Annotated in this window: 18 protein-coding genes; 10 read left to right on the forward strand and 8 right to left on the reverse strand. The window is 56.2% G+C overall.

Annotated features, from left to right (window positions below; translation table 11 throughout):
- Positions 1–187 precede the first annotated feature (187 nt).
- The gene (locus tag A3193_RS17235; protein WP_069015368.1) at positions 188–2,386 is read right to left on the reverse strand and encodes a primosomal protein N'; all 2,199 of its coding nucleotides are present in this window, start codon (positions 2,384–2,386) and stop codon (positions 188–190) included.
- A gap of 592 nt (positions 2,387–2,978) precedes the next feature.
- Between A3193_RS17235 and A3193_RS17240 the strand changes: the two genes are divergently transcribed.
- Positions 2,979–3,857 carry a fructosamine kinase family protein gene (locus A3193_RS17240; RefSeq protein WP_069003020.1) on the forward strand — a complete coding sequence of 293 codons (879 nt, stop codon included), beginning with the start codon at positions 2,979–2,981 and terminating at the stop codon, positions 3,855–3,857.
- 40 nt (positions 3,858–3,897) lie between these two features.
- On the opposite strand, the gene hisC is transcribed toward A3193_RS17240, so the two are convergent.
- The 6 genes from hisC to A3193_RS17270 form a co-directional block, all read right to left on the reverse strand.
- Positions 3,898–4,953, reverse strand: coding sequence for a histidinol-phosphate transaminase (gene hisC / locus A3193_RS17245; protein WP_069003019.1), 1,056 nt, complete (start codon positions 4,951–4,953; stop codon positions 3,898–3,900).
- Between the two features lie 5 nt (positions 4,954–4,958).
- The gene (gene hisD / locus A3193_RS17250) at positions 4,959–6,269 is read right to left on the reverse strand and encodes a histidinol dehydrogenase (RefSeq protein ID WP_069003018.1); all 1,311 of its coding nucleotides are present in this window, start codon (positions 6,267–6,269) and stop codon (positions 4,959–4,961) included.
- A gap of 88 nt (positions 6,270–6,357) precedes the next feature.
- The gene (gene hisG, locus A3193_RS17255; protein WP_069003017.1) at positions 6,358–6,996 is read right to left on the reverse strand and encodes an ATP phosphoribosyltransferase; all 639 of its coding nucleotides are present in this window, start codon (positions 6,994–6,996) and stop codon (positions 6,358–6,360) included.
- Positions 6,997–7,105: 109 nt separating this feature from the next.
- Positions 7,106–8,365, reverse strand: a complete 1,260-nt coding sequence (gene murA, locus A3193_RS17260; protein WP_069003016.1) for a UDP-N-acetylglucosamine 1-carboxyvinyltransferase — start codon at positions 8,363–8,365, stop codon at positions 7,106–7,108.
- 265 nt (positions 8,366–8,630) lie between these two features.
- Positions 8,631–9,701: an adenylate/guanylate cyclase domain-containing protein gene (locus tag A3193_RS17265; RefSeq protein WP_069003015.1), complete on the reverse strand. Its 1,071-nt coding sequence runs from the start codon at positions 9,699–9,701 to the stop codon at positions 8,631–8,633.
- Positions 9,702–9,916: 215 nt separating this feature from the next.
- Positions 9,917–11,086, reverse strand: coding sequence for a trypsin-like peptidase domain-containing protein (locus tag A3193_RS17270; protein WP_083218830.1), 1,170 nt, complete (start codon positions 11,084–11,086; stop codon positions 9,917–9,919).
- A gap of 162 nt (positions 11,087–11,248) precedes the next feature.
- Between A3193_RS17270 and A3193_RS17275 the strand changes: the two genes are divergently transcribed.
- The 6 genes from A3193_RS17275 to A3193_RS17300 all read left to right on the forward strand — a co-directional run bounded on the left by A3193_RS17275 (position 11,249) and on the right by A3193_RS17300 (position 16,131).
- A complete protein-coding gene (locus A3193_RS17275; RefSeq protein WP_069015369.1) occupies positions 11,249–12,001 on the forward strand; it encodes a Nif3-like dinuclear metal center hexameric protein in 753 nt (250 codons plus the stop codon).
- A gap of 196 nt (positions 12,002–12,197) precedes the next feature.
- On the forward strand, positions 12,198–12,797 hold the full coding sequence (gene petA / locus A3193_RS17280) for a ubiquinol-cytochrome c reductase iron-sulfur subunit (RefSeq protein WP_069003013.1): 600 nt from the start codon (positions 12,198–12,200) through the stop codon (positions 12,795–12,797).
- The gene (locus A3193_RS17285) at positions 12,794–14,035 is read left to right on the forward strand and encodes a cytochrome b (protein ID WP_069003012.1); all 1,242 of its coding nucleotides are present in this window, start codon (positions 12,794–12,796) and stop codon (positions 14,033–14,035) included. Before petA ends, A3193_RS17285 begins: the two co-directional genes overlap by 4 nt.
- Positions 14,032–14,769 (forward strand): cytochrome c1, encoded by a 738-nt coding sequence (locus tag A3193_RS17290; protein WP_069003011.1) that lies wholly within the window; start codon positions 14,032–14,034, stop codon positions 14,767–14,769. The genes A3193_RS17285 and A3193_RS17290 overlap by 4 nt, the downstream gene beginning before the upstream one ends.
- A 136-nt stretch (positions 14,770–14,905) precedes the next feature.
- The gene (locus A3193_RS17295; protein ID WP_069003010.1) at positions 14,906–15,529 is read left to right on the forward strand and encodes a glutathione S-transferase N-terminal domain-containing protein; all 624 of its coding nucleotides are present in this window, start codon (positions 14,906–14,908) and stop codon (positions 15,527–15,529) included.
- Positions 15,530–15,732: 203 nt separating this feature from the next.
- On the forward strand, positions 15,733–16,131 hold the full coding sequence (locus A3193_RS17300) for a ClpXP protease specificity-enhancing factor (RefSeq protein WP_305782046.1): 399 nt from the start codon (positions 15,733–15,735) through the stop codon (positions 16,129–16,131).
- A 1-nt stretch (position 16,132) separates the two neighbouring features.
- Here A3193_RS17300 and A3193_RS17305 read toward each other — a convergent pair whose 3' ends face one another.
- Complete coding sequence (locus A3193_RS17305) at positions 16,133–16,480, reverse strand: DUF3301 domain-containing protein (protein ID WP_069003009.1); 348 nt, start codon at positions 16,478–16,480, stop codon at positions 16,133–16,135.
- A 117-nt stretch (positions 16,481–16,597) separates the two neighbouring features.
- On the opposite strand from A3193_RS17305, the gene A3193_RS17310 reads away from it, so the two are divergent.
- The 3 genes from A3193_RS17310 (at position 16,598) to A3193_RS17320 (ending at position 19,622) form a co-directional block, all read left to right on the forward strand.
- On the forward strand, positions 16,598–17,107 hold the full coding sequence (locus tag A3193_RS17310) for an O-acetyl-ADP-ribose deacetylase (protein ID WP_069015370.1): 510 nt from the start codon (positions 16,598–16,600) through the stop codon (positions 17,105–17,107).
- Between the two features lie 258 nt (positions 17,108–17,365).
- Positions 17,366–18,511, forward strand: a complete 1,146-nt coding sequence (locus A3193_RS17315; RefSeq protein WP_069015371.1) for a glycosyltransferase — start codon at positions 17,366–17,368, stop codon at positions 18,509–18,511.
- Positions 18,504–19,622, forward strand: coding sequence for a glycosyltransferase (locus A3193_RS17320; RefSeq protein ID WP_069015372.1), 1,119 nt, complete (start codon positions 18,504–18,506; stop codon positions 19,620–19,622). Before A3193_RS17315 ends, A3193_RS17320 begins: the two co-directional genes overlap by 8 nt.
- The last annotated feature ends 355 nt before the right edge of the window (positions 19,623–19,977 follow it).

Here is a 19,977-nt window from a genome sequence, read left to right on the forward strand (position 1 = left end):
TTATTTCAGTGTTTATTTTGATGGAAGGTAGCGGCTTGGTTAGAAAAAACGTTGTTGAGTTATGACGTCTTTATTGCTGTTTTTCATAGGTTGGCTTGTCGTAATGAAGACGAGGTGTCAGGTTTGCTCTCTGCTATAACAACAACGATCACTACTTTTATAATCGATCTTGATCCCAGCAATGAGATTACAACATCTCTTGTGGATCGACATCGACAGACCAGCGTACCTTACGAGCATGGGGTAGTGTCGCGAATATCTCAATTGCTTCCGACAGCCAACGATGCAGCGGCAGACGCTGGTTTGATTGAATCAGCAGGTGGGCTCTGGTCTTGCCGGCTCGTCGTTCCATGGGGGCGGGGACAGGTCCCCAGAACTCAAGTTCAGCAGCGTGCTGGAGTTTCTGACAGCCTTCTAACAACTGTTTAAGAAACAGCTCAGGATAATCCGATCGATTCGCTTCTGCGCGAATCAGAACCTGATGGGCATAGGGGGGTAACATAGCCATTTGCCGCTCCTGCATTGCCAGCTTGGCAAAAGCCGCATAACCCTGTTGGGTCAGCAGCTGCATCAACGGATGGTCGGGATGACGGGTCTGGATCAGCACTCGTCCCGGGCGTTCGGCCCGCCCAGCCCGGCCGGCCACCTGCAGTATCAGCTGAGCCATCCTTTCAGAAGCTCTGAAATCAGCGCCAAACAGCCCCTGATCCACATCCAGGATGGCCACCAGTGTAACCGAGGGAAAATGGTGTCCTTTGGCGATCATCTGGGTACCGATCAGCAGCGGGATGCTGCCTGAATGGACCTGTTTCAATAATTTTTCCAGGCTTCCCTTGCGGCTGGTGGAGTCCCTGTCGATTCGTGCCAGGGGATATTTAGGAAAGTGTTGGCGTAGGATCTCTTCAACCCGTTCCGTACCCTGACCGAGCGGGCGCAGATCGGGGCTGCCACAGCTGGGACATGCCACTGGCTCTCTCTGCTGGTGACCGCAATGGTGACACCAGAGCAGTTTCTGCTGGCGATGATGGGTCATGCGTGCGTCACATCGGGGACAGTCTGTCAGCCAGCCGCAGGCATGACAGGTCAGCATCGGGGCGTAACCGCGACGGTTGAGAAACAACATCGCCTGCTCACCCGCCTGCAGGGTCTGTTCAAGATGTTTCAGCAGGGCGGGAGAGAGTCCCCCTTTGAGATGGCCATTGCGAATGTCGATCAGTGCAAGGCTGGGCATGCTGGCATCGGCGGCCCGTTTCGGTAGGTCCAGCTGGCGGTAACGGCCCTCCTGGGCGTTTCTCAACGACTCCAGCGACGGGGTTGCGGAGCCCAGTACCACCGGGCAGCCGATCTGCTGTGCGCGAACCAGTGAGATATCCCGGGCGTTGTAACGAAATCCCTCCTGCTGTTTGTAGGAGAGGTCATGCTCCTCGTCGACAATGATCAGACCCAGGCTGGGCATTGGAGTAAACACGGCAGAACGGGTTCCAATGAGGATATGCTGCCGCATCTGACGCATTGCGTGCCAGATCTTTTCCCGCTCTCCATCCGCCAGTGCGGAGTGCAGCACGGCAACCTCATGCCCCATGCGCTGTTGGAAACGCTGCAGCAGTTGCGGGGTCAGGCCGATCTCCGGAACCAGGATCAATGCCTGCCGTCCCTGGGCCAGAACATCGGCGACCAGGTGCAGATAGACTTCGGTTTTGCCGCTGCCGGTTACCCCGTTGAGCAGAAAGGCCTGAAACCCATCCAGATTTTCGCGAACACGGTCTACCGCCTGCTGCTGTTGTGGGTTGAGCTGATAAGCCGCTTCGCTGGGGAGTGTTTGGGGTGGCAGTTCGCAGGGGGTAACCAGACCTTTATCCAGCAGACTGCGCAGTACCGCAGGGGAGAGGTCATGATCCTCCGCAAGCTTGCTTTTGGCCAGACCCTGTGGATGGTGTTGAAGCGCAAGGATTACGCTGCGCTGCTTGGGTGCCCTGGAGAGACTCTCTGCATCGACGGCCTCACCCGCCTGGGTGAGTCGCAGGCCAGGAGGGCTGGCTTTGGATGCGGTCGGCTTTTTTCTCAGGTTCACCGGCAGGGCATGAAATATCACATCGCCCAATGGGTGTTCATAATAATCAGCCGCCCACTTCAGCAGACGCAGGTCTGAAGGCTGAAGCAGCGGAGCCTGGTCGAGTTGAGACAGTGCCCGTTTCAGTTTACCGGCCGGAACTGAAGACTTGTTGTTGGTTGAGATCAGTATGCCAACACGGCTGCTGCGGCCAAAAGGTATCTCAAATCGGCATCCGGGGGTGAGCGTGGTGACGTTGTCTTCAGGAGGAAGGTAGTCAAAGAAGCCGCGAAGGGGGCCGGCGAGCGCTATTTTTAATATGGTATCCGATTCCATCACGAGACTTCAGGGTCTGTTAACACTAATCCAATCAGCCCTGCCGGGGGCTGCTTTATTTTCCAGCAAGGTGGAGTGAGCGATGTGTGCTTATTCTACATCAGTGAACGACTCTGTTACCGTTTGAAATGGTTGCTGTACCATCTCGGTCTGCCATGCCACCGGCCACTCTGCATGGTGCATCGTTCGATTGCAATCACCAGAGCTCTCTGTGGGGTTGTGGTGTGTTGATCGGAGAGTGGATTAGGCTGCTGTTATTGGGGTATAAAATGTTGTTATCAAAGAGGTGGTGAAATGCACTGTTTTAAGGCACGACTTTTTCCACAAGTGCTGTGGATAACTTTGTGGACATTTATGGAATAGAGGGTCCAAGGCCTTGTGTTTGTTGGATTACTGTTAATTTGACTATTTTTTTAACAGTTTGACTAACACTATAATTAACAAGTAGTTATAGTATATTAATCACTTCTAATAGTAATAAAATTCGCAAAGCCTTGTATGTTGTGATGCAACATTAGCACATTGTGAATAAGCACTGACTGCCAGAGGCGTGAAAGGGCGGGGTTTGATCCGCAGGATAGGGGGATTTGGCATGAATGATTGGCAGATTATCGCGCAACATATTGCTCACTCTACTGACGCTCCATTCAATCCGTTAGAGCCTAAAATGATCGGTGGTGGATGCATTAATACCGGGGTGCGTCTGACCGATGGTGAACGGAGCTATTTCGTCAAGCTCAATCGAAGTAGCTTGTTGGATATGTTCGAGGCGGAGTCCGAGGGGCTCCAGGCCCTGGCCGCTACCGATACCATTCGAGTACCCAGGCCGGTTTGCAGTGGTGTGAGTGGAGATCAATCCTATCTGGTGATGGAGTTTCTGGAGATGGGGCACGGCAGTCGGGATGGTGCGGAGATTGCCGGACGCATGCTGGCAGCCATGCATCAGCTGGAGCAGCCCTATTTCGGATGGCACCGGGACAATACCATCGGTTCAACCCATCAGCCGAACCGGAGAGAGGATGACTGGGTCGAGTTCTGGCGTGAGCAGCGTCTTGGTTTTCAGTTGCAGCTGGCCGGAGAGAACGGATACCGGGGAAGTCTGCAGCGACGGGGTGAGCGGCTGCTCGATCATTTTCATCTGTTGTTGGACCACCAGCCGATACCGTCGATCCTGCATGGCGATCTGTGGAGTGGCAATCTGGCCTATGACCGGGTGGGGCAGCCGGTGATCTACGATCCGGCGGTCTATTTTGGCGATCGGGAGGCGGATCTGGCGATGACCGAGCTGTTTGGTGGATTCGGCAACCGTTTCTACGATGCCTATCGGGAGAGCTGGCCCCTGTCGCCGGGTTACTCCACCCGTAAGGTGTTGTACAACCTCTACCACATTCTCAACCACCTGAACCTGTTCGGTGGCGGTTATCTCAGTCAGGCGGAGGGGATGATCGATCGGTTGCTGGCTGAAGTCTGACCATCCGACTCGAAGAGTTCATTTGCGGACTCAATATTGCTCAGATGATCTGCTGCAGTACTTCGAGCAGTCTTTGGTTCTCTTCCGCTGTGCCGATGGTGATGCGTAGAAACTCTTTGATACGGGGCTGTTTGAAGTGGCGAACGATGACGCCCTGTTCCCGCAGTTTGGCTGAGATGGTCTCTGCCTGATGCCCGGGGTGAGTGGCAAAGACGAAGTTGGCTGCAGACGGCAGCACCTGGAAACCCAGCTTGGTCAGTGCATCGGTGAGGGCGTCCCGGGAGTTGATGATCTGTTGACGGATCTGCTGAAAATAGTCCTCATCCTTGAATGAGGCGATCGCCGCTTTGGCACCGATACGATCCATCGGATAGGAGTTGAAGCTGTCTTTGACTCGGATCAGACCTTCGATCAGGCCCACATCCCCCATCGCCAGGCCAATCCTCAGACCGGCCAGGGAGCGGGATTTGGACAGGGTCTGCACCACCAGCAGGTTGGGATAGCGGTTGATCAGCGAGGCTGCACTCTGGCCTCCGAAATCGATGTAGGCCTCGTCTACCACCACGGCAGAGTCGCGATTAGCCTTCAGCAGTTGTTCGATGCTGGATAGCGCCAATAACCGCCCGGTAGGGGCATTCGGATTGGGGAAGATGATACCGCCGTTTTCCAACTGATAATCTTCAATGCCGATGGAGAAGTCATCCCGCAGGGGGATGGTGCGGTAGTCGATGTTGTAGATACCGCAGTAGACCGGGTAGAAGCTGTAGCTGATGTCGGGAAACAGCAGTGGCTTCGGCTGCTGGAACAGGGCGAAGAAGGTGTGGGCAAGCACCTCATCGGAACCATTGCCGACAAATACCTGGTCGGGTTGCAGACCATAATAGTCCGCCACTACCTGTCTCAGTTCGGCGGAGTCAGCCTGAGGGTAGCGCCGCAGGTTCTCCCCCGCCTCTTCACGGATCGCCTCGATCACTTTGGGTGAGGGGGCATAGGGGTTTTCGTTGGTATTCAGTTTGACCAGTTGCGCAAGCTTGGGCTGCTCCCCCGGAACATAGGGGGAGAGCTTGTCGATGCCCGGGCTCCAGTAGGGGTTCATGCTGATTAATCCTTGTCAGCCTTGAAACGGTACTCGGCCGAGCGGGCATGGGCGGTCAGCCCCTCGCCGCGCGCCATCACAGAAGAGGTTCGTGCCAGCGTGTCCGCGCCATCCGGGGAGGCCATGATCAGGCTGGAACGCTTCTGGAAGTCGTAGACGCCCAAAGGCGAGGAGAATCTCGCCGTGCGGGATGTGGGCAGCACATGGTTGGGCCCGGCACAGTAGTCACCCATGGCTTCGGCGGTGTGTCGGCCCATAAAGATGGCACCAGCGTGATGGATGCTTTTGACCATCTCCTGCGGGTTGGCCACCGAGAGCTCCAGATGCTCAGGGGCGATGTGGTTGGCCACGCTCACCGCTTCCTGCATATCCTTGACCTCGATCAGCGCACCACGCACCCGCAGTGCGGTGGCGATGATCTCCTGACGCTCCATGGTCGGCAGCAGTCGGTCGATACTGGATTCCACCTGTTTCAGGTAGTCACCATCGGGACAGAGCAGGATCGATTGGGCGTCTTCATCATGTTCCGCCTGGGAGAAGAGATCCATGGCGATCCAGTCCGGATCGGTTTCACCATCACAGACGATGAGGATTTCAGAGGGGCCGGCCACCATGTCGATACCGACCTGACCGAATACCGCCCGTTTGGCGGTTGCCACATAGATATTTCCCGGGCCGACGATTTTATCCACCGGTGGTACGGTTTCTGTACCATAAGCCAATGCCGCCACAGCCTGGGCGCCACCCACGGCAAATACCTTGTCAACTGCGGAGACGTGAGCGGCTGCCAATACCAGTTCGTTGAGTTCCCCGTCCGGGGTGGGGACCACCATGATCAGCTCATCGACCCCGGCAACCTTGGCGGGGATGGCGTTCATCAGCACCGATGATGGATAGGCAGCCTTGCCGCCAGGCACATACAATCCAACCCGGTCCAGCGCGGTCACCTGTTGACCCAGCAGTGTGCCGTCCGCCTCGGTGTAGGACCAGGAGTCCATCAGCTGACGTTGTGCATAGGCACGGATCCGATCGGCTGAGACCTGCAACGCCTGCTGCTGCGACTCGGGAATTGTCTCCCAGGCCTGTTGCAGTCGACTCAGTGGAATCTGCAGATCATCAGCGCTGTTTGCCTGCCAGCGATCGAAGCGATGGGTGAATTCCAGCAGCGCCTCATTGCCCCGTTGGCGAATATCCTGAATGATCTGGTTGACCGTATCGTTGACAGCAGTATCGGAGACCGATTCCCAGGCGAGTAGGGCGTCGAGTTGCTGCTGGAAGTCGCCGTCACTGGTCGACAGTTTGCGTATGTCGCTCATCTTCAAGTTCTCTAAATGGATGGTCCGGCTCTTCGGGAGACCGGAGTTTCAGTGAATCCGCCCGTCCATAATAGCGGATTGGCTGGGGCTATTTCTTAACCGCTTCGCGGAAGGCTTCGATCAGCTGCATGATCAGGCCGTGCTTCATCTTCCAGGAGGCTTTGTTGACCACCAGTCTGGAGCTGATATCGGCGATATGCTCAAGCGGTACCAGTCCATTCGCCTTCAATGTATTGCCGCTCTCTACCAGGTCGACAATGATATCCGCCAGACCGACGATGGGCGCCAGCTCCATCGAGCCATAGAGCTTGATGATCTCGACCTGTTCACCTCTGGCGGCAAAATAGCGTTGCGCGCTTTTGACATACTTGGTGGCCACCCGCAGACGTCCTTTCTGCTCCACCGCGTCAGGGTAACCGGCAGTCATCATCCGGCAGCGGGCGATATTAAGATCCAGAGGTTCGTAGAGCCCCTCACCCCCATGCTCGAGCAGCACATCCTTACCGGCGATGCCGAGATCCGCAGCGCCATACTCCACATAGGTGGGTACGTCGGTGGCGCGAATGATCACTAGTTTGACCTGTTCATGATTGGTATCGAGAATCAGCTTGCGGCTCTTCTCCGGGTCGTCGGCCGGCTCGATCCCGGCATGGGCCAGCAGCGGCAGACTCTGGTTGAAGATGCGGCCTTTCGACAGGGCGATGGTAATGGGTGCGTCAAATTTCATGATTGGTTCAGGGTTAGCACAGCTTGGAAGCTGCAAGGATAACAAATGACGAAGCGTATGGAATCCGGGAAAGGGCGATTATTCCACCGCTACCCGGTTTTCCTGGGTATTAACTGGGGATCCGCCGTATTTCGCCTCCCAGGCCGGCCAGCTTCTCTTCGATGTTCTGGTATCCCCGGTCGATATGGTAGATCCGGTCGACCAGAGTCTCACCTTCAGCGATCAGTCCGGCCAGCACCAGGCTGGCGGAGGCGCGCAGGTCGGTGGCCATCACCGGGGCGCCGGTCAGTTTTTCCGAGCCGGTGCAGATCGCCGTATTGCCTTCGAGTTTGATCTGGGCGCCCATGCGCTGCAGTTCATGGACGTGCATGAAGCGGTTTTCAAAGATGGTTTCGGTGACAATGCCCACCCCTTCCGCCACTGAATTCAGTGCCGTGAACTGGGCCTGCATGTCGGTCGGGAATGCCGGGTAGGGGGCAGTATAGACATCCACGGCCTGTGGACGGTTGCCCTGCATGTCGAGGCTGATCCAGTCCTCACCGGTCTCGATCACCGCTCCGGCCTCGCGCAGTTTCTGCAGTACCGAATCCACCAGCTCGGGGCGGGTGTCGCGCACTTTGATATTGCCTCTGGAGATGGCGGCGGCGACCAGGAAGGTGCCGGTTTCGATCCGGTCGGGCAGTACGTTGTATTCAGTGCCCTGCAGACTGTCGACGCCCTCGATGGTGATGATGGGTGAACCGGCGCCGCTGATCTTGGCGCCCATCAGATTGAGGCACTCGGCCAGATCGACCACTTCCGGTTCCCGTGCGGCATTCTCGATCAGGCTGGTGCCTTTCGCCAGGGCGGCGGCCATCATCAGGTTCTCCGTGCCGGTCACAGTCACCATGTCCATCACGATACGGGCTCCGTGCAGTCGCTTGCAGCGGGAGCGTATGTAGCCGTTCTCCACATCGATGTCGGCACCCATCGCCCGCAGGCCGTCGATGTGCAGATTCACCGGTCGGGATCCGATTGCACAGCCACCGGGCAGGGAGACATCGGCCTGGCCGAAGCGGGATAGCATCGGTCCCAGTACCAGGATCGATGCACGCATGGTTTTAACCAGTTCGTAGGGTGCGTTGAACTCCTTGATGGTATTGGCATCCACCTCGATGCCCATCTTTTCGTCCACCATCAGGCTGACGCCCATGCCGCCGAGCAGTTCCATGGTCGTGGTGATGTCCTGCAGGTGCGGTACGTTGCCGACCCGCATCGAGGATTCCGACAGCAGGGTGGCGGCCAGAATCGGCAGTGCTGCGTTTTTGGCGCCAGCAATGCGTACCTCCCCCGATAGGGGTGTACCCCCGCGAATGATCAATTTATCCATGGTTGTCCCGGATAGCCAGTATTAACAGGCCCTACTGTAGATTGAATCAGCCCTGGATCCAGCGCCTATATCTTTAATCTTATGGTATAGGCCTGTAATCCGGTTTATAGAACCAGGTTGGGTATGGAGAGCGACAGTCGTGGAAGCTCACTGTCCGACTGAAATCCACCCAACCTCAGGGTTTCTGACGAAAAAGACAGGAGATGATAACGAAATTGGACGGAAAACGGGAGTACTTGTAAAAAAACTTACTTAATCAAACAGGTCAGCGCCGACTCACCGCCTGGTCGATGTACCGCTTGATGGCGCTCTGCCCCGCTTCGTCGATGCCGGTAAACTCCATCCGGCAGAGCCAGTCCTCGCCGTTCTTCTCATTGTCGAGAATCTTTGCATAGATGTGGCTGCTCTGTTCGCTCATCATTGAGGTGTAGAGTGTGATTCGGATGTCCGACAGGGTCTGCAGTTCAATTGGCAGACGGGCCTGAAGACCGTAATAGCTCAGGTCGATGGCCCGCCCCCCGTAACTTGTATCAGAGACGGTTTTATTCTTAAGAGTTTGAAAGGTTAGTGGAAAATCAACCTCTATGCGTGGACTCTTACGGGATTCCACCCGCGGCACCTCGAGAAACCGTGGGCGATTGGTCGAGATCAGCTCGTAGAGGTTGACCGGGATCTGCTTACCCTTGACCAGTACCTGATTCGGTTTTTCACACTCAATGAACTCTTTCGCCAGCTCCCGTGAGTGCTCGCTGAGCAGAATCTGGCCTCTGAGGCTGTAGGCCTCGATGCGTGAGGCGAGGTTGACCTCATCACCGATCACCGTGTACTCGTGGTGCAGCTCCGATCCCAGGTTGCCGGCAACCACCTCACCGGTGTTGATGCCGATGCCCATGAACAACCGCGGGTGACCATGCTGGATGTTTTCGCTGTTGATGCTCTGCATGCTGCGCTGCATCTCCACGGCACAGGCGATGGCCCGCTCCAGATCGTCATCCCGCTGTTCCGAGAGCCCGAACAGGGCCATGATGGAGTCGCCCATGAACTTGTCGATGGTGCCGCCGAAACGGAAGATGATCTCGCACATGCGGGAGAAGTAGAAATTCAGGATCTCGATGACGACATCGGGTTGGTAGTGTTCCGAGAGTGCGGTGAAGCCTCTCAGGTCGGAGAGCAGAATGGTGACCTGTTTGGTTTCCGGACGAACCCCTCCCTCTGGGGTGTCGAGGGATTTGATCAGCGCCTGGTGAAGCCGGCTTCTTTCAATCGGCGAGAGCTGGGTTTGCAGGGTCTTGCCGACAGTATCGATAATTCTTTCGATCTCTTCGGCTTGTTTCATGAAACAGCTCCTTTTTGGATTTCTTCTCTGTCCCGAGACCTTGCCTGCGGTCGCTCGGAGGAACCTCGTTGGTCTCGATGTAGTGGCCACTGAAGTGCCGCAATCGGTTGTCAGGCCTTGGTTTCAGTATAGCCAGAGAGGCGTGATCTGAAACCCGATGAATATCGGGTGATAGGGGCCTGGGAAGGGCTGGTCAGCCCCTGCTAAGGTCGGATTTACTCATCGAATACCGGGCGCTCACCGGAAACGGTTTTCAGATTGAAGGCGTCGCTGCCGCGCCAGCCGCCAATCATCAGCTCGGTGCCGGGTGGCAGGCCGGCAATATGCTGCATCAGGTCCTGGGAGTTATTGAGTTGGATCTGGTTGATGCTGGTGATCACATCACCCGGCCGTAAGCCGGCTTGGCTTGCCGGGCCGTTTTCCAGCACCCCGGTCACCAGGACGCCGTCCTCAATGTGCAGGCCGAAAGCCTCAGCCAGCTTTTTGGTGACATCCTGGCCCTGGATGCCGATCCAGCCACGCACCACATGTCCGGTGCTGATCAGCTGTTGCATGATGCCCTGGGCCAGATCGAAGGGGATGGCAAAACCGATCCCATGGGAGCCGCCGGTCTGGGAGAAGATGGCGGTGTTGATGCCAATCAGTTCCCCGTGGCCGTTTACCAGTGCGCCTCCGGAATTACCCGGATTGATTGCCGCATCGGTTTGTATGAAGTTCTCGAAGGTGCTGATACCGAGTCGTGATCTGCCGGTGGCGCTGATAATGCCCATGGTCACGGTCTGTCCCACACCGAATGGATTGCCGATGGCGAGTACCACGTCTCCCACCTGCTGGGTGCTGGAGTGGCCAACCGGTATCGGTTGCAGGGATTCTTCGCTATTGATCTTAAGCACCGCCACATCGGATTCCGCGTCACTGCCCACAACACTGACACTGACGCTCTGACCGTTGGCCAGCACCACTTTGATCTCGTCGGCGCCATCGATCACATGGTGGTTGGTCAGCATGTAACCGTCTTCTGTGATGATTACTCCGGAGCCAAGACTGGTATCCAGACGTTGACGGGTCTTTTCCGGCAGAATGCTGCCGAACAGGTGCTGCAGAACCGGATCCTTGAAGCGCATTGCCTGGGATTCGGTGGTGATTTTCGTGGAGAAGATATTGACCACCGATGGGGCAGCCCGGTCGACTGCGTCCGCATAGGATACCGGCCCGGACTCTCTGGGCAGGTTGATCTTCGGCTGGTCGGCGGTCGTCGCGGCGGGTGGGCTTGCCGGTTGCGGTGATAACATGCGTTCAGGCATCAGGAACAGGACAACGATGGCCCCTGCCAGGCCGGCGGTCAAGGCCGTGAGTAGTAGAGATAGCAGTCTTTGCATACGCATCGGATGATCTAGTGTGGTAAAAACGTTACTTCTGGCAGCTCTAAAAAGGTTTAAGTTGAGTCGATGGCCGAGAAAAAGTCTCAAATTCGCTGGATAGTGCTCGATACTTTGATGGGCAGAGCACGCCAGGCCCAGTAGAGCCCAAATGCAGGCAAACATAACATGATTGAACTGATAACGCTTGAAAACTACTGTAACCAATTGTTGGCAGCGGATAGCTTCGATGACTACTGCCCTAACGGTATCCAGGTCGAGGCCGGTACCACGGTTGGTAAGTTGATGGTGGGCGTGACCGCCAGCCAGGCGCTGATCGATGCGGCTGCAGAGTGGGGGGCGGATGCCTTGCTGGTGCATCACGGCTATTTCTGGAAGGGTGAGCCGCAGCCACTGCGCGGCATTAAAGGGCAGCGGATTGCCACTCTCTATCGTCAGGGCATCAGCCTGCTCGCCTATCATCTGCCGCTGGATGCCCATGAGGCGTTTGGCAACAACCGTCAATTGGGCAATCATCTGGGTCTGCCCCAGGCGGAAGCTTCAACCGCCGGGCAGGGCCTGGTGTGGACGGCCGAGTTCGCCCAACCCCAATCGCCGCAAACCCTGAATGCCAAGCTGACCGAGGTGCTGGGCAGGGAGCCGCTGCATATCCGTGCCGAGCGGCCACAGATCAAGCGGCTTGGCTGGTGTACCGGCGCGGCCCAAGGTTATATCGATCAGGCCGCCGCGCTGGGGCTCGACGCCTATATATCCGGTGAGGTGTCGGAGCCCACGGTGCACCTGGCCAGGGAGCTCGATATCCACTATTTTGCGGCGGGCCACCATGCAACAGAGCGCTATGGGGTTGAGGCCTTGGGACGCCATCTGGCTGAGCGCCATCAGCTTGAATGGCGCTTTTGCGATATTGAAAACCCCGTTTAAATGGAGTGGCTTTACACGGTTTTATTTATCTTCGCCATGTGAATGCGCCTTGACCAACATGGTCACATTGTGGAGAATGCGCGGTTAATTTTCATTGTTTTATGTAAGTATATTCTAATGTCCTGAAAATGTGGGCTGGGAAGGGGCCGTTTCGGCTTCGAAGGCTCATGACAGTATCCGGGGAGTCCATAAAGTTATGAGCGCAGATGGCGTTGATTTAAAGAAGCGGCGTACCCTTACGCTTGCTACCAGTGCGGTCGGAGCGGTTGGTGCCGGTTTCGTGATCTATCCATTTCTGGCGGCCTGGGCCCCCAGTGAGAAGGCCAAGGCGGCAGGTGCGCCGGTTGAGGCCGATATCGGCAAGCTCGAAGCGGGTCAGCTGATGCGGGTGAAATGGCGCGGAAAGCCGGTTTGGATCGTTCATCGTACCGATAAGAACCTTACTGATCTGCCGTCACTGGATGGTGTTTTGGCCGATCCAAACTCCGACGATACCGGACAGCAGCCAGACTACTGCAAAAACCCGACCCGGGCTGTCAATGAGAAGTATCTTGTCGCTGTGGGTATCTGTACTCATCTGGGGTGTTCTCCCACCTACCGTCCTGAAGTGGCTCCCGAGGATCTCGGCGCTGATTGGAAAGGTGGCTTCTTCTGTCCTTGCCACGGTTCGCGATTCGACCTGGCTGGTCGTGTCTACGCCGGTGTGCCTGCACCGAAAAACCTGGAAATTCCCCCTTACCAGTATCTCACTGATACGAAGATTCTGGTCGGTGCCGACGGAGGTTCATCCTCATGAGTATGATGAAAAATTTTATGACTTGGATAGACGACCGCTATCCGGCGACCAAGGTCTGGAACGAGCACCTGGCGCAATACTACGCCCCCAAGAACTTCAACTTCTGGTACTTCATGGGCTCACTCGCCCTGCTGGTACTGGTTATTCAAATCCTCACCGGCGTCTGGCTGGCGATGAACTACAAGCCTGATGCGGAACTGGCATTCGGTTCTGTGGAATACATCATGCGTGATGTGGACTGGGGCTGGTTGATTCGTTACATGCACTCAACCGGTGCTTCAGCCTTCTTCGTGGTGATCTATCTGCATATGTTTCGTGGTCTGATGTACGGTTCATACCGCAAGCCAAGAGAGCTGCTGTGGATCATCGGTGTGATCATCTACCTGGCGATGATGGCGACCGCTTTCTTCGGTTATCTGCTGCCCTGGGGGCAGATGTCCTACTGGGGCGCCCAGGTTATCGTCAACCTGTTCTCAGCGGTACCGGTGATCGGCCCGGACCTGGGTGTCTGGGTACGTGGTGACTATGTCATCTCCGATGCGACCCTGAACCGTTTCTTTGCCCTGCACTTCCTGCTGCCTTTCATCTTGGCCGCACTGGTGTTCATCCATATCGTTGCGCTTCACAAAGTCGGTTCCAACAACCCTGACGGTGTGGAGATCAAGAAGGGACCGAAGGGCAACCGCTGGTCTGACAAAGCGCCTGCCGATGGTATTCCCTTCCACCCCTACTACACGGTGAAGGATATTGCCGGGGTTGCCGGATTCCTGTTCATCTTCGCGGCGGTGGTCTTCTTCGCGCCGGAGATGGGAGGCTACTTCATCGAGCATCCGAACTTCGAACCGGCCAACCCGCTGAAGACGCCTGAGCATATCGCGCCGGTGTGGTACTTCACCCCGTTCTACGCGATTCTGCGTGCTGTGCCCTCGATTGCCGGTTCGGCCTTCCCGGGTGTGGTGGCGATGTTTGCCTCGATCCTGATCTTGTTCTTCATGCCCTGGCTGGATCGCAGCCCGGTCAAGTCGATTCGTTACAAAGGTACGCTCTATAAAGTGATGCTGTGGGTCTTCGTGGTCAACTTCATCCTGCTCGGCTATCTGGGTACTCAACCGACCACTGACCTCTACAAGCTGTTGGCGCAGATCGGCACCATCTACTACTTCGCCTTCTTCCTGCTGATGCCGATCTACAGCAAGATGGACAATACCAAACCCGTGCCAGAGAGGGTGACCGAATGAAAAAGCTGATTGTTGCATTCTTATTAGCCGTGACCCCGATGCTCGGGCTGGCAGCCGGTGGTGGTGTGCCGCTGGACGACGCGGACATCGATCTGAGCGATCAGGCCTCCCTGCAGCGCGGTGCCAAGTACTTCATGAACTACTGTCTGAGTTGTCACTCGGCCAAGTACCAACGCTATAACCGTATGGCGAAGGATCTGGGTCTGACCGAGCAGGAGGTCATCGATAATCTGATGTTCACCACCGACAAGATCGGTGAAACCATGAACATCGCCATGACAGCCGAGAAAGGTACCGAGTGGTTCGGTAATCCGCCACCGGATCTGAGTGTGATCGCCCGTGCCCGTGGCGTGGACTGGCTCTACACCTACCTGCGTGGCTTCTACCTCGATGAGAAGCGTCCCTTCGGTGTCAACAACCGGGTCTTCCCCGATGTAGGCATGCCGAATGTGCTGTGGCAGCTGCAGGGTGATCAGAAGGCGGTCTACAAGACCGAAGTCCACAACGGTACTGAAACCGAAGTGCTGGATCACCTGGAACCCGCCAGCGAAGGCACCATGAGCGCGGAAGAGTTCGATCAGGTTGCGCGTGATATTACCGCCTTCCTGAGCTACATCGGTGAGCCGATCCAGATGGAGAGAAAGCGCCTGGGTGTCTGGGTTCTGCTGTTCATCGCAGTGTTCTTTGTGATGTCCTACCTGCTCAAAAAGGAGTACTGGAAGGACGTTCACTAGCACTCATTGGTGTTTAGCTGACAAAAAGGCGCACAGTTGCGTTATACTGTGCGCCTTTTTTTATGTGAAAAACTATTATTCCGGCACAAAATCCAATGGTCGATGGCGTGTCAGAATTTTTGGAGAGAGGCAATAAATGGCAGCAGTTGCGAATAAACGCTCAGTGATGACCCTCTATTCGGATCCGACGGACCCCTACTGCCACCGGGTCAGGATGGTGCTGGCGGAAAAAAACATCACCTACGAAGTGGAGGATATCGATCCGCTGAACGTGCCTGAAGAGGTGATGGAGCTGAATCCCTACGGAACCCTTCCAACCCTGGTGGACCGGGATCTCAAACTGTACGAGTCCCGTATCATCATGGAGTACCTGGATGAGCGGTTTCCCCATCCGCCCCTGTTACCTGTCGATCCTGTCTCCCGTTCAACATCGCGTTTGCTGATGTATCGGGTCGAGTCGGATTGGTATCGTCAGCTGGATATCATTCTGAGCGGCAAGAAAGAGGCGGCAAAGGCTCGCAAAGAGCTGCGTGAGAGCCTGATCTCCACCGCGCCGGTATTTGGCGCCAAGCCCTTCTTCATGAGCGATGAGTTCTCCCTGGTGGATTGTGCTATCGCACCGCTGTTGTGGCGCCTGCCTGAGATGGGCATCGAGATTCCGGCCAGCGCCAAGGGCCTGCATGAATACTCCAAGCGTCTGTTTGAGAAAGAGTCGTTCATCAAGAGTCTCTCCGAAGCCGAACAGGAAATGCGTGGTTGAAACCTTGAATCTGCAGTTGACCGCTCCATTCTGCTACTAAGATTGAAGAGTGATATGAATAAGTGTTCGATAGAAGGTATCACCCGCCGGGTGAGTCATGCTACAGGGCGAATTGCACGCCTGTGGCGGCGTTGCAACTCCTTGCCCTGCACCACCACAAGCGCACACTTCATCCTGTCCATCTGCGGACTCCAGGTTAAACCATGTCAGAGATGACATCCAATCGCCCCTATCTGATCCGTGCCCTCTATGAGTGGCTGGTGGATAACGGTAAAACTCCCTATCTGATGGTCAATGCGGAGTATCAGGGGGCTGTTGTGCCGATGCAGTTCGTCGAAAACGGACGCATCATTCTGAATGTGGACCCATCTGCTGTGTTCGGATTGGAGCTGGGGAATGATTGGATCAGCTTCAGTGCCCGCTTCAGGGGTGCTGAGGAAGAGATACTCATCCCCCCAGGTGCGGTGATGGGGATCTACGCCAAGGAGAATGGTCAGGGCATGCTGTTTCCGGAAGAGGAAGTGGATACTGACAGCGAACCGGAAGACGATCCGGATCCCAAACCGCCCAGCAGCCGTCCGGCGCTGAAGGTTGTCAAATAGCTTAATCCTGCTGCTGCTCTGATGGTTCGGCTGGGGGTTGTGGCGGCTGAGGGATATCCATGTGCAGACTCACATTGTGCATGCCCAGCATTACCAGATAGCCGGTGCGGCGCCCCGATCCCTCAAGACTGTAGTCAAATGCGTAGACCCGACGTAGTTTCGGACCACTACGCAACCAGCGGACTCCCAACCGGTGCAGTGCCACCGTCTGATCCAGAAACTGAACCCCATGGCTTTGACAGCTGCTGCGGCTGATCCGGATCGCCACCTCTCTGACTTTCAGACTGTCTCGCCAGAACCAGGCAACCAGCATCAGCAGCAGTAGTAAATTAAGTGTTGAATAGGACATGGGGTGGTGTTGTGATCTTCTTGATTATAAGGATTCTACCTGATTGGCGACCGCACAGGGATTGCGCATTTACTTTTTAATCAGGCCATTCTCGGCGTTATGCCTACACTAGGGATTATGGGTCAGATACACATTGTAACGGCAGACATCACCCGGCTGGAAGTTGATGTTATCGTCAATGCCGCCAATACAACCCTGCTTGGTGGTGGGGGGGTGGATGGCGCCATCCATCGGGCCGCTGGTGGGGAGCTGCTCGACTACTGCCGTAGCCTCGGCGGCTGCCAGGTAGGTGAGGCGAAATTGACGCCCGGTTACAATCTGCCCGCAAAATGGGTGATTCATACGGTTGGGCCGATTTGGCAGGGTGGCACCCTGGGTGAACCGAAACTGCTTCGGGAGTGTTACGAGAACAGCCTCGCCCTGGCGTCAGAACATAAGCTGCAGCAGATCGCCTTCCCCGGCATCAGCACCGGCGTCTATGGTTATCCCAAGCGCGAGGCGGCTGAGATCGCTCTGTCGGTGATGCAAGCCTGGCGGGAACGTTTCCAACGCATTATCGCATGCTGTTTCAGTGAGGCTGATGCGCAGCTCTATCAAAACGCCTGTGCTCAGTGCATTCGGGAATAGGTCTTTATGGTTGATTCCAGCTTTGGAATCTCTTGCTGGCTCTAAACCTGACGTTGCCTGTGCCTTGATTGGAAAGGTGATATCATGCGCTCCTTACAGGACAGGCCTAAGCTGAATGGCGCTTATCTTAAGCCGCATCTGGTGGGGCCACGCCCCACCAAAACCCATTGATGGTACACACTGCCATTTTGGGCCGAGCCTAAGCTGTCTTAATGCAACTGTTGTCTACTGATGGCGCTATCCGGATTAGATAAACCCATGCCCGATTCATCCAAACCTGTTCCTCACGTCTGTCTGTTTATTCTGAAGTTTGGTGACGGTGGCGTTGAACGCATGATGGTCAATATTGCCAGAGGGTTGGCACTGATCGGGGTGAAGGTCGATTTCATCATCAAAAACAGCAATGCCCCCTATCTCCATCTGCTGCCCGAGAACGTTCGGGTGATCAAGTTTCCGGTGGCCAAACAGAGCGACTCCCTGCCCAGGTTGCTCGACTATCTGCAGCAGAACGATCCCGACATCCTGCTGACGGCAAAGACCCGGGATGACGAGATCGCCATGCAGGCGCGGCAACACCACAGTGGCAAGACACGCTTCTACCTGCGCCCGGGCACGGCTCTGGTCTCGCGCATGAAGGCCCGGGGCATGGGCTGGCTGCGGCGTTGGCTGAAGACCCGTAATCTGGTCAAGTTGTTCAACCAGACCGATGGTGTGGTCGCGGTCTCCCAGGGGGTTGCGGATGAAGTGATGGCGTTGAGCGGTATCCCCCGGGAGCGGATCAATGTGATCAAAAACCCAACCATCACCCCCGAGCTCTATCAACAGTCACTGGCCGAGCTGCCGGATCCCTGGCTGGCTGAGGGCCAACCGCCGGTGATACTCGGTATCGGCGGATTGCGCCGGCAAAAGGATTTTCCCACCCTGTTGCGTGCCTTTGCCCAGGTGCGACAGCAGCAGCCCTGTCGTCTGATGATTCTTGGTCAGGGAAATAAAGAGGCGCAGTTGAAACAGCTCGCCGGGGAGTTGGCGATTGAGGACGATTTTCGTCTCGCTGGCTTTGTCGACAACCCCTACGTCTATCTGAAACATGCCGGACTGTTTGTACTCTCCTCGCTGTGGGAGGGATCCCCCAACGTGCTCACCGAAGCACTGGCCCTGGGCACCCCCTCGGTCAGCACCGACTGCCCCTCCGGTCCCTTTGAGATTACCCGGGCAGGTGAAGTGGCGCCGTTAGTCGAAGTGGGGGATGTGGACGGTCTGGCCAAGGCGATGCTGCAAACCCTGAATCAGCCGCCGGATCCTGAAAAGCTTAAGGCGGCGGTAAGTGAGTACACCCTGGAGCGAAGCGCCAGAAGCTATCTTGCTGCATTCGGCCTGACAGCCCCAGTGGCGGTCGATGGTTGAGTCCCGCCGTATCGCCTGCTTTCTTGCCACCTCCGGCCACAGTGGCGTGGACCGGCTGGCGAAAAACCTGCTGCCCGGTATGGCCGATGCGGGCTATCAGGTCGACCTGCTGAAGATCCACAACCATGGACCGGAGCTGAATCACCCTCTGCCGGAGAATCTGCGGGTGGTGGAGTTCAAAGCCAAGCATGTCTATCCCGCCCTGCCGGAGCTGATTCGGTATCTGAAACAGAACCGTCCCGAGGTACTGCTCTCAGACAAGGACCGGGTCAATCGTACCGCCCTGCTGGCCAATGCCCTGAGCGGCAATCGTGCCCGGGTTGCGGTACGCAGCGGAACCACGGTGAGTAAGAATCTGGCCAGCCGCAGTCGCTTCGATCGCTTCGTGCAGCGTAATTCCATGCGCTACCTCTATCGTCATGCGGATACCATCCTGGTTCCATCTCAGGGTGCGGCGGATGATTTTGCCGACTACATCGGTGTTGAGCGCTCACGAATTGAAGTGGTGCCCAGCCCGATTATCACGCCGAGATTTTATCAGCGGCTGAATCAGCCGCTTGATCATCCCTGGTTCAAACCCGGTGAACCGAGAGTGATCCTTGGGGTGGGAGAGCTCTGCCGCCGAAAAGACTTTACCACCCTGATACGGGCATTCGCACGGCTCAAGGATCGATATGACTGCCGCCTGATGATCGTTGGTGAAGGGCGTGCCCGTGAGCGGCTCGAAGCCGAAGTAAAAAAGCTGGGTCTGGAGCAGCGGGTCTCACTCCCTGGCTTTGTGGACAGCCCCTACCCCTACATGAAGGCCTCGGCGCTGTTTGTGCTCTCCTCTTTATGGGAAGGATTGGGGGCAGTGCTGGTTGAAGCCCTGGCTGCCGGGACACCGGTGGCTTCCACCAGTTGCCCGAGTGGCCCTGAGGAGCTGCTCGGGGATCTGCCTGGAGAGCCACTGGCGCCACCGGGCGATCCGGCCGCCCTGGCCGATGCAATGGCCAGGCAACTGGACAATCCATTGCCCAGGGAGCGGCTTCAGGCTGCGGCGGCACCCTACATGTTGGAGAAAAGTGTCGCCAGCTACTTGAAGGCCATAGGGTTGCCGCAGGCCGAGTAAGCCAGCTGCTTGGGTTGGCTGATAGTCAACATCGACGGAATTAGTGCGACATGGTGGTCAAACAGATTATGTATCGAGTTGGCCTGACCAGGCTTGCCGCGTTCACTCCGGATCAGGCCTGAATCCAGCTGCCCAAGTTGATGGAACCTTCAATCACGTATCCTCAGTTTCCTTGTATCATCAATTCAGTATTTTTATTCTTGTTTTGGCGCTTGCCAGCGTGGTGTCCGCTTTTATTCAATCCTTTTATCTGGCATCTTTGTACAGTGTTTAATTTGTTCAGTGACGGGGTGTTTTGCATCGAATCCCGTTAAATGTGTAGAGACCGGTTTCAACGGTCCACGCTTTCAGGATC

This window comes from Candidatus Thiodiazotropha endoloripes (assembly GCF_001708965.1).
GTDB lineage: Bacteria > Pseudomonadota > Gammaproteobacteria > Chromatiales > Chromatiaceae > Thiodiazotropha > Thiodiazotropha endoloripes.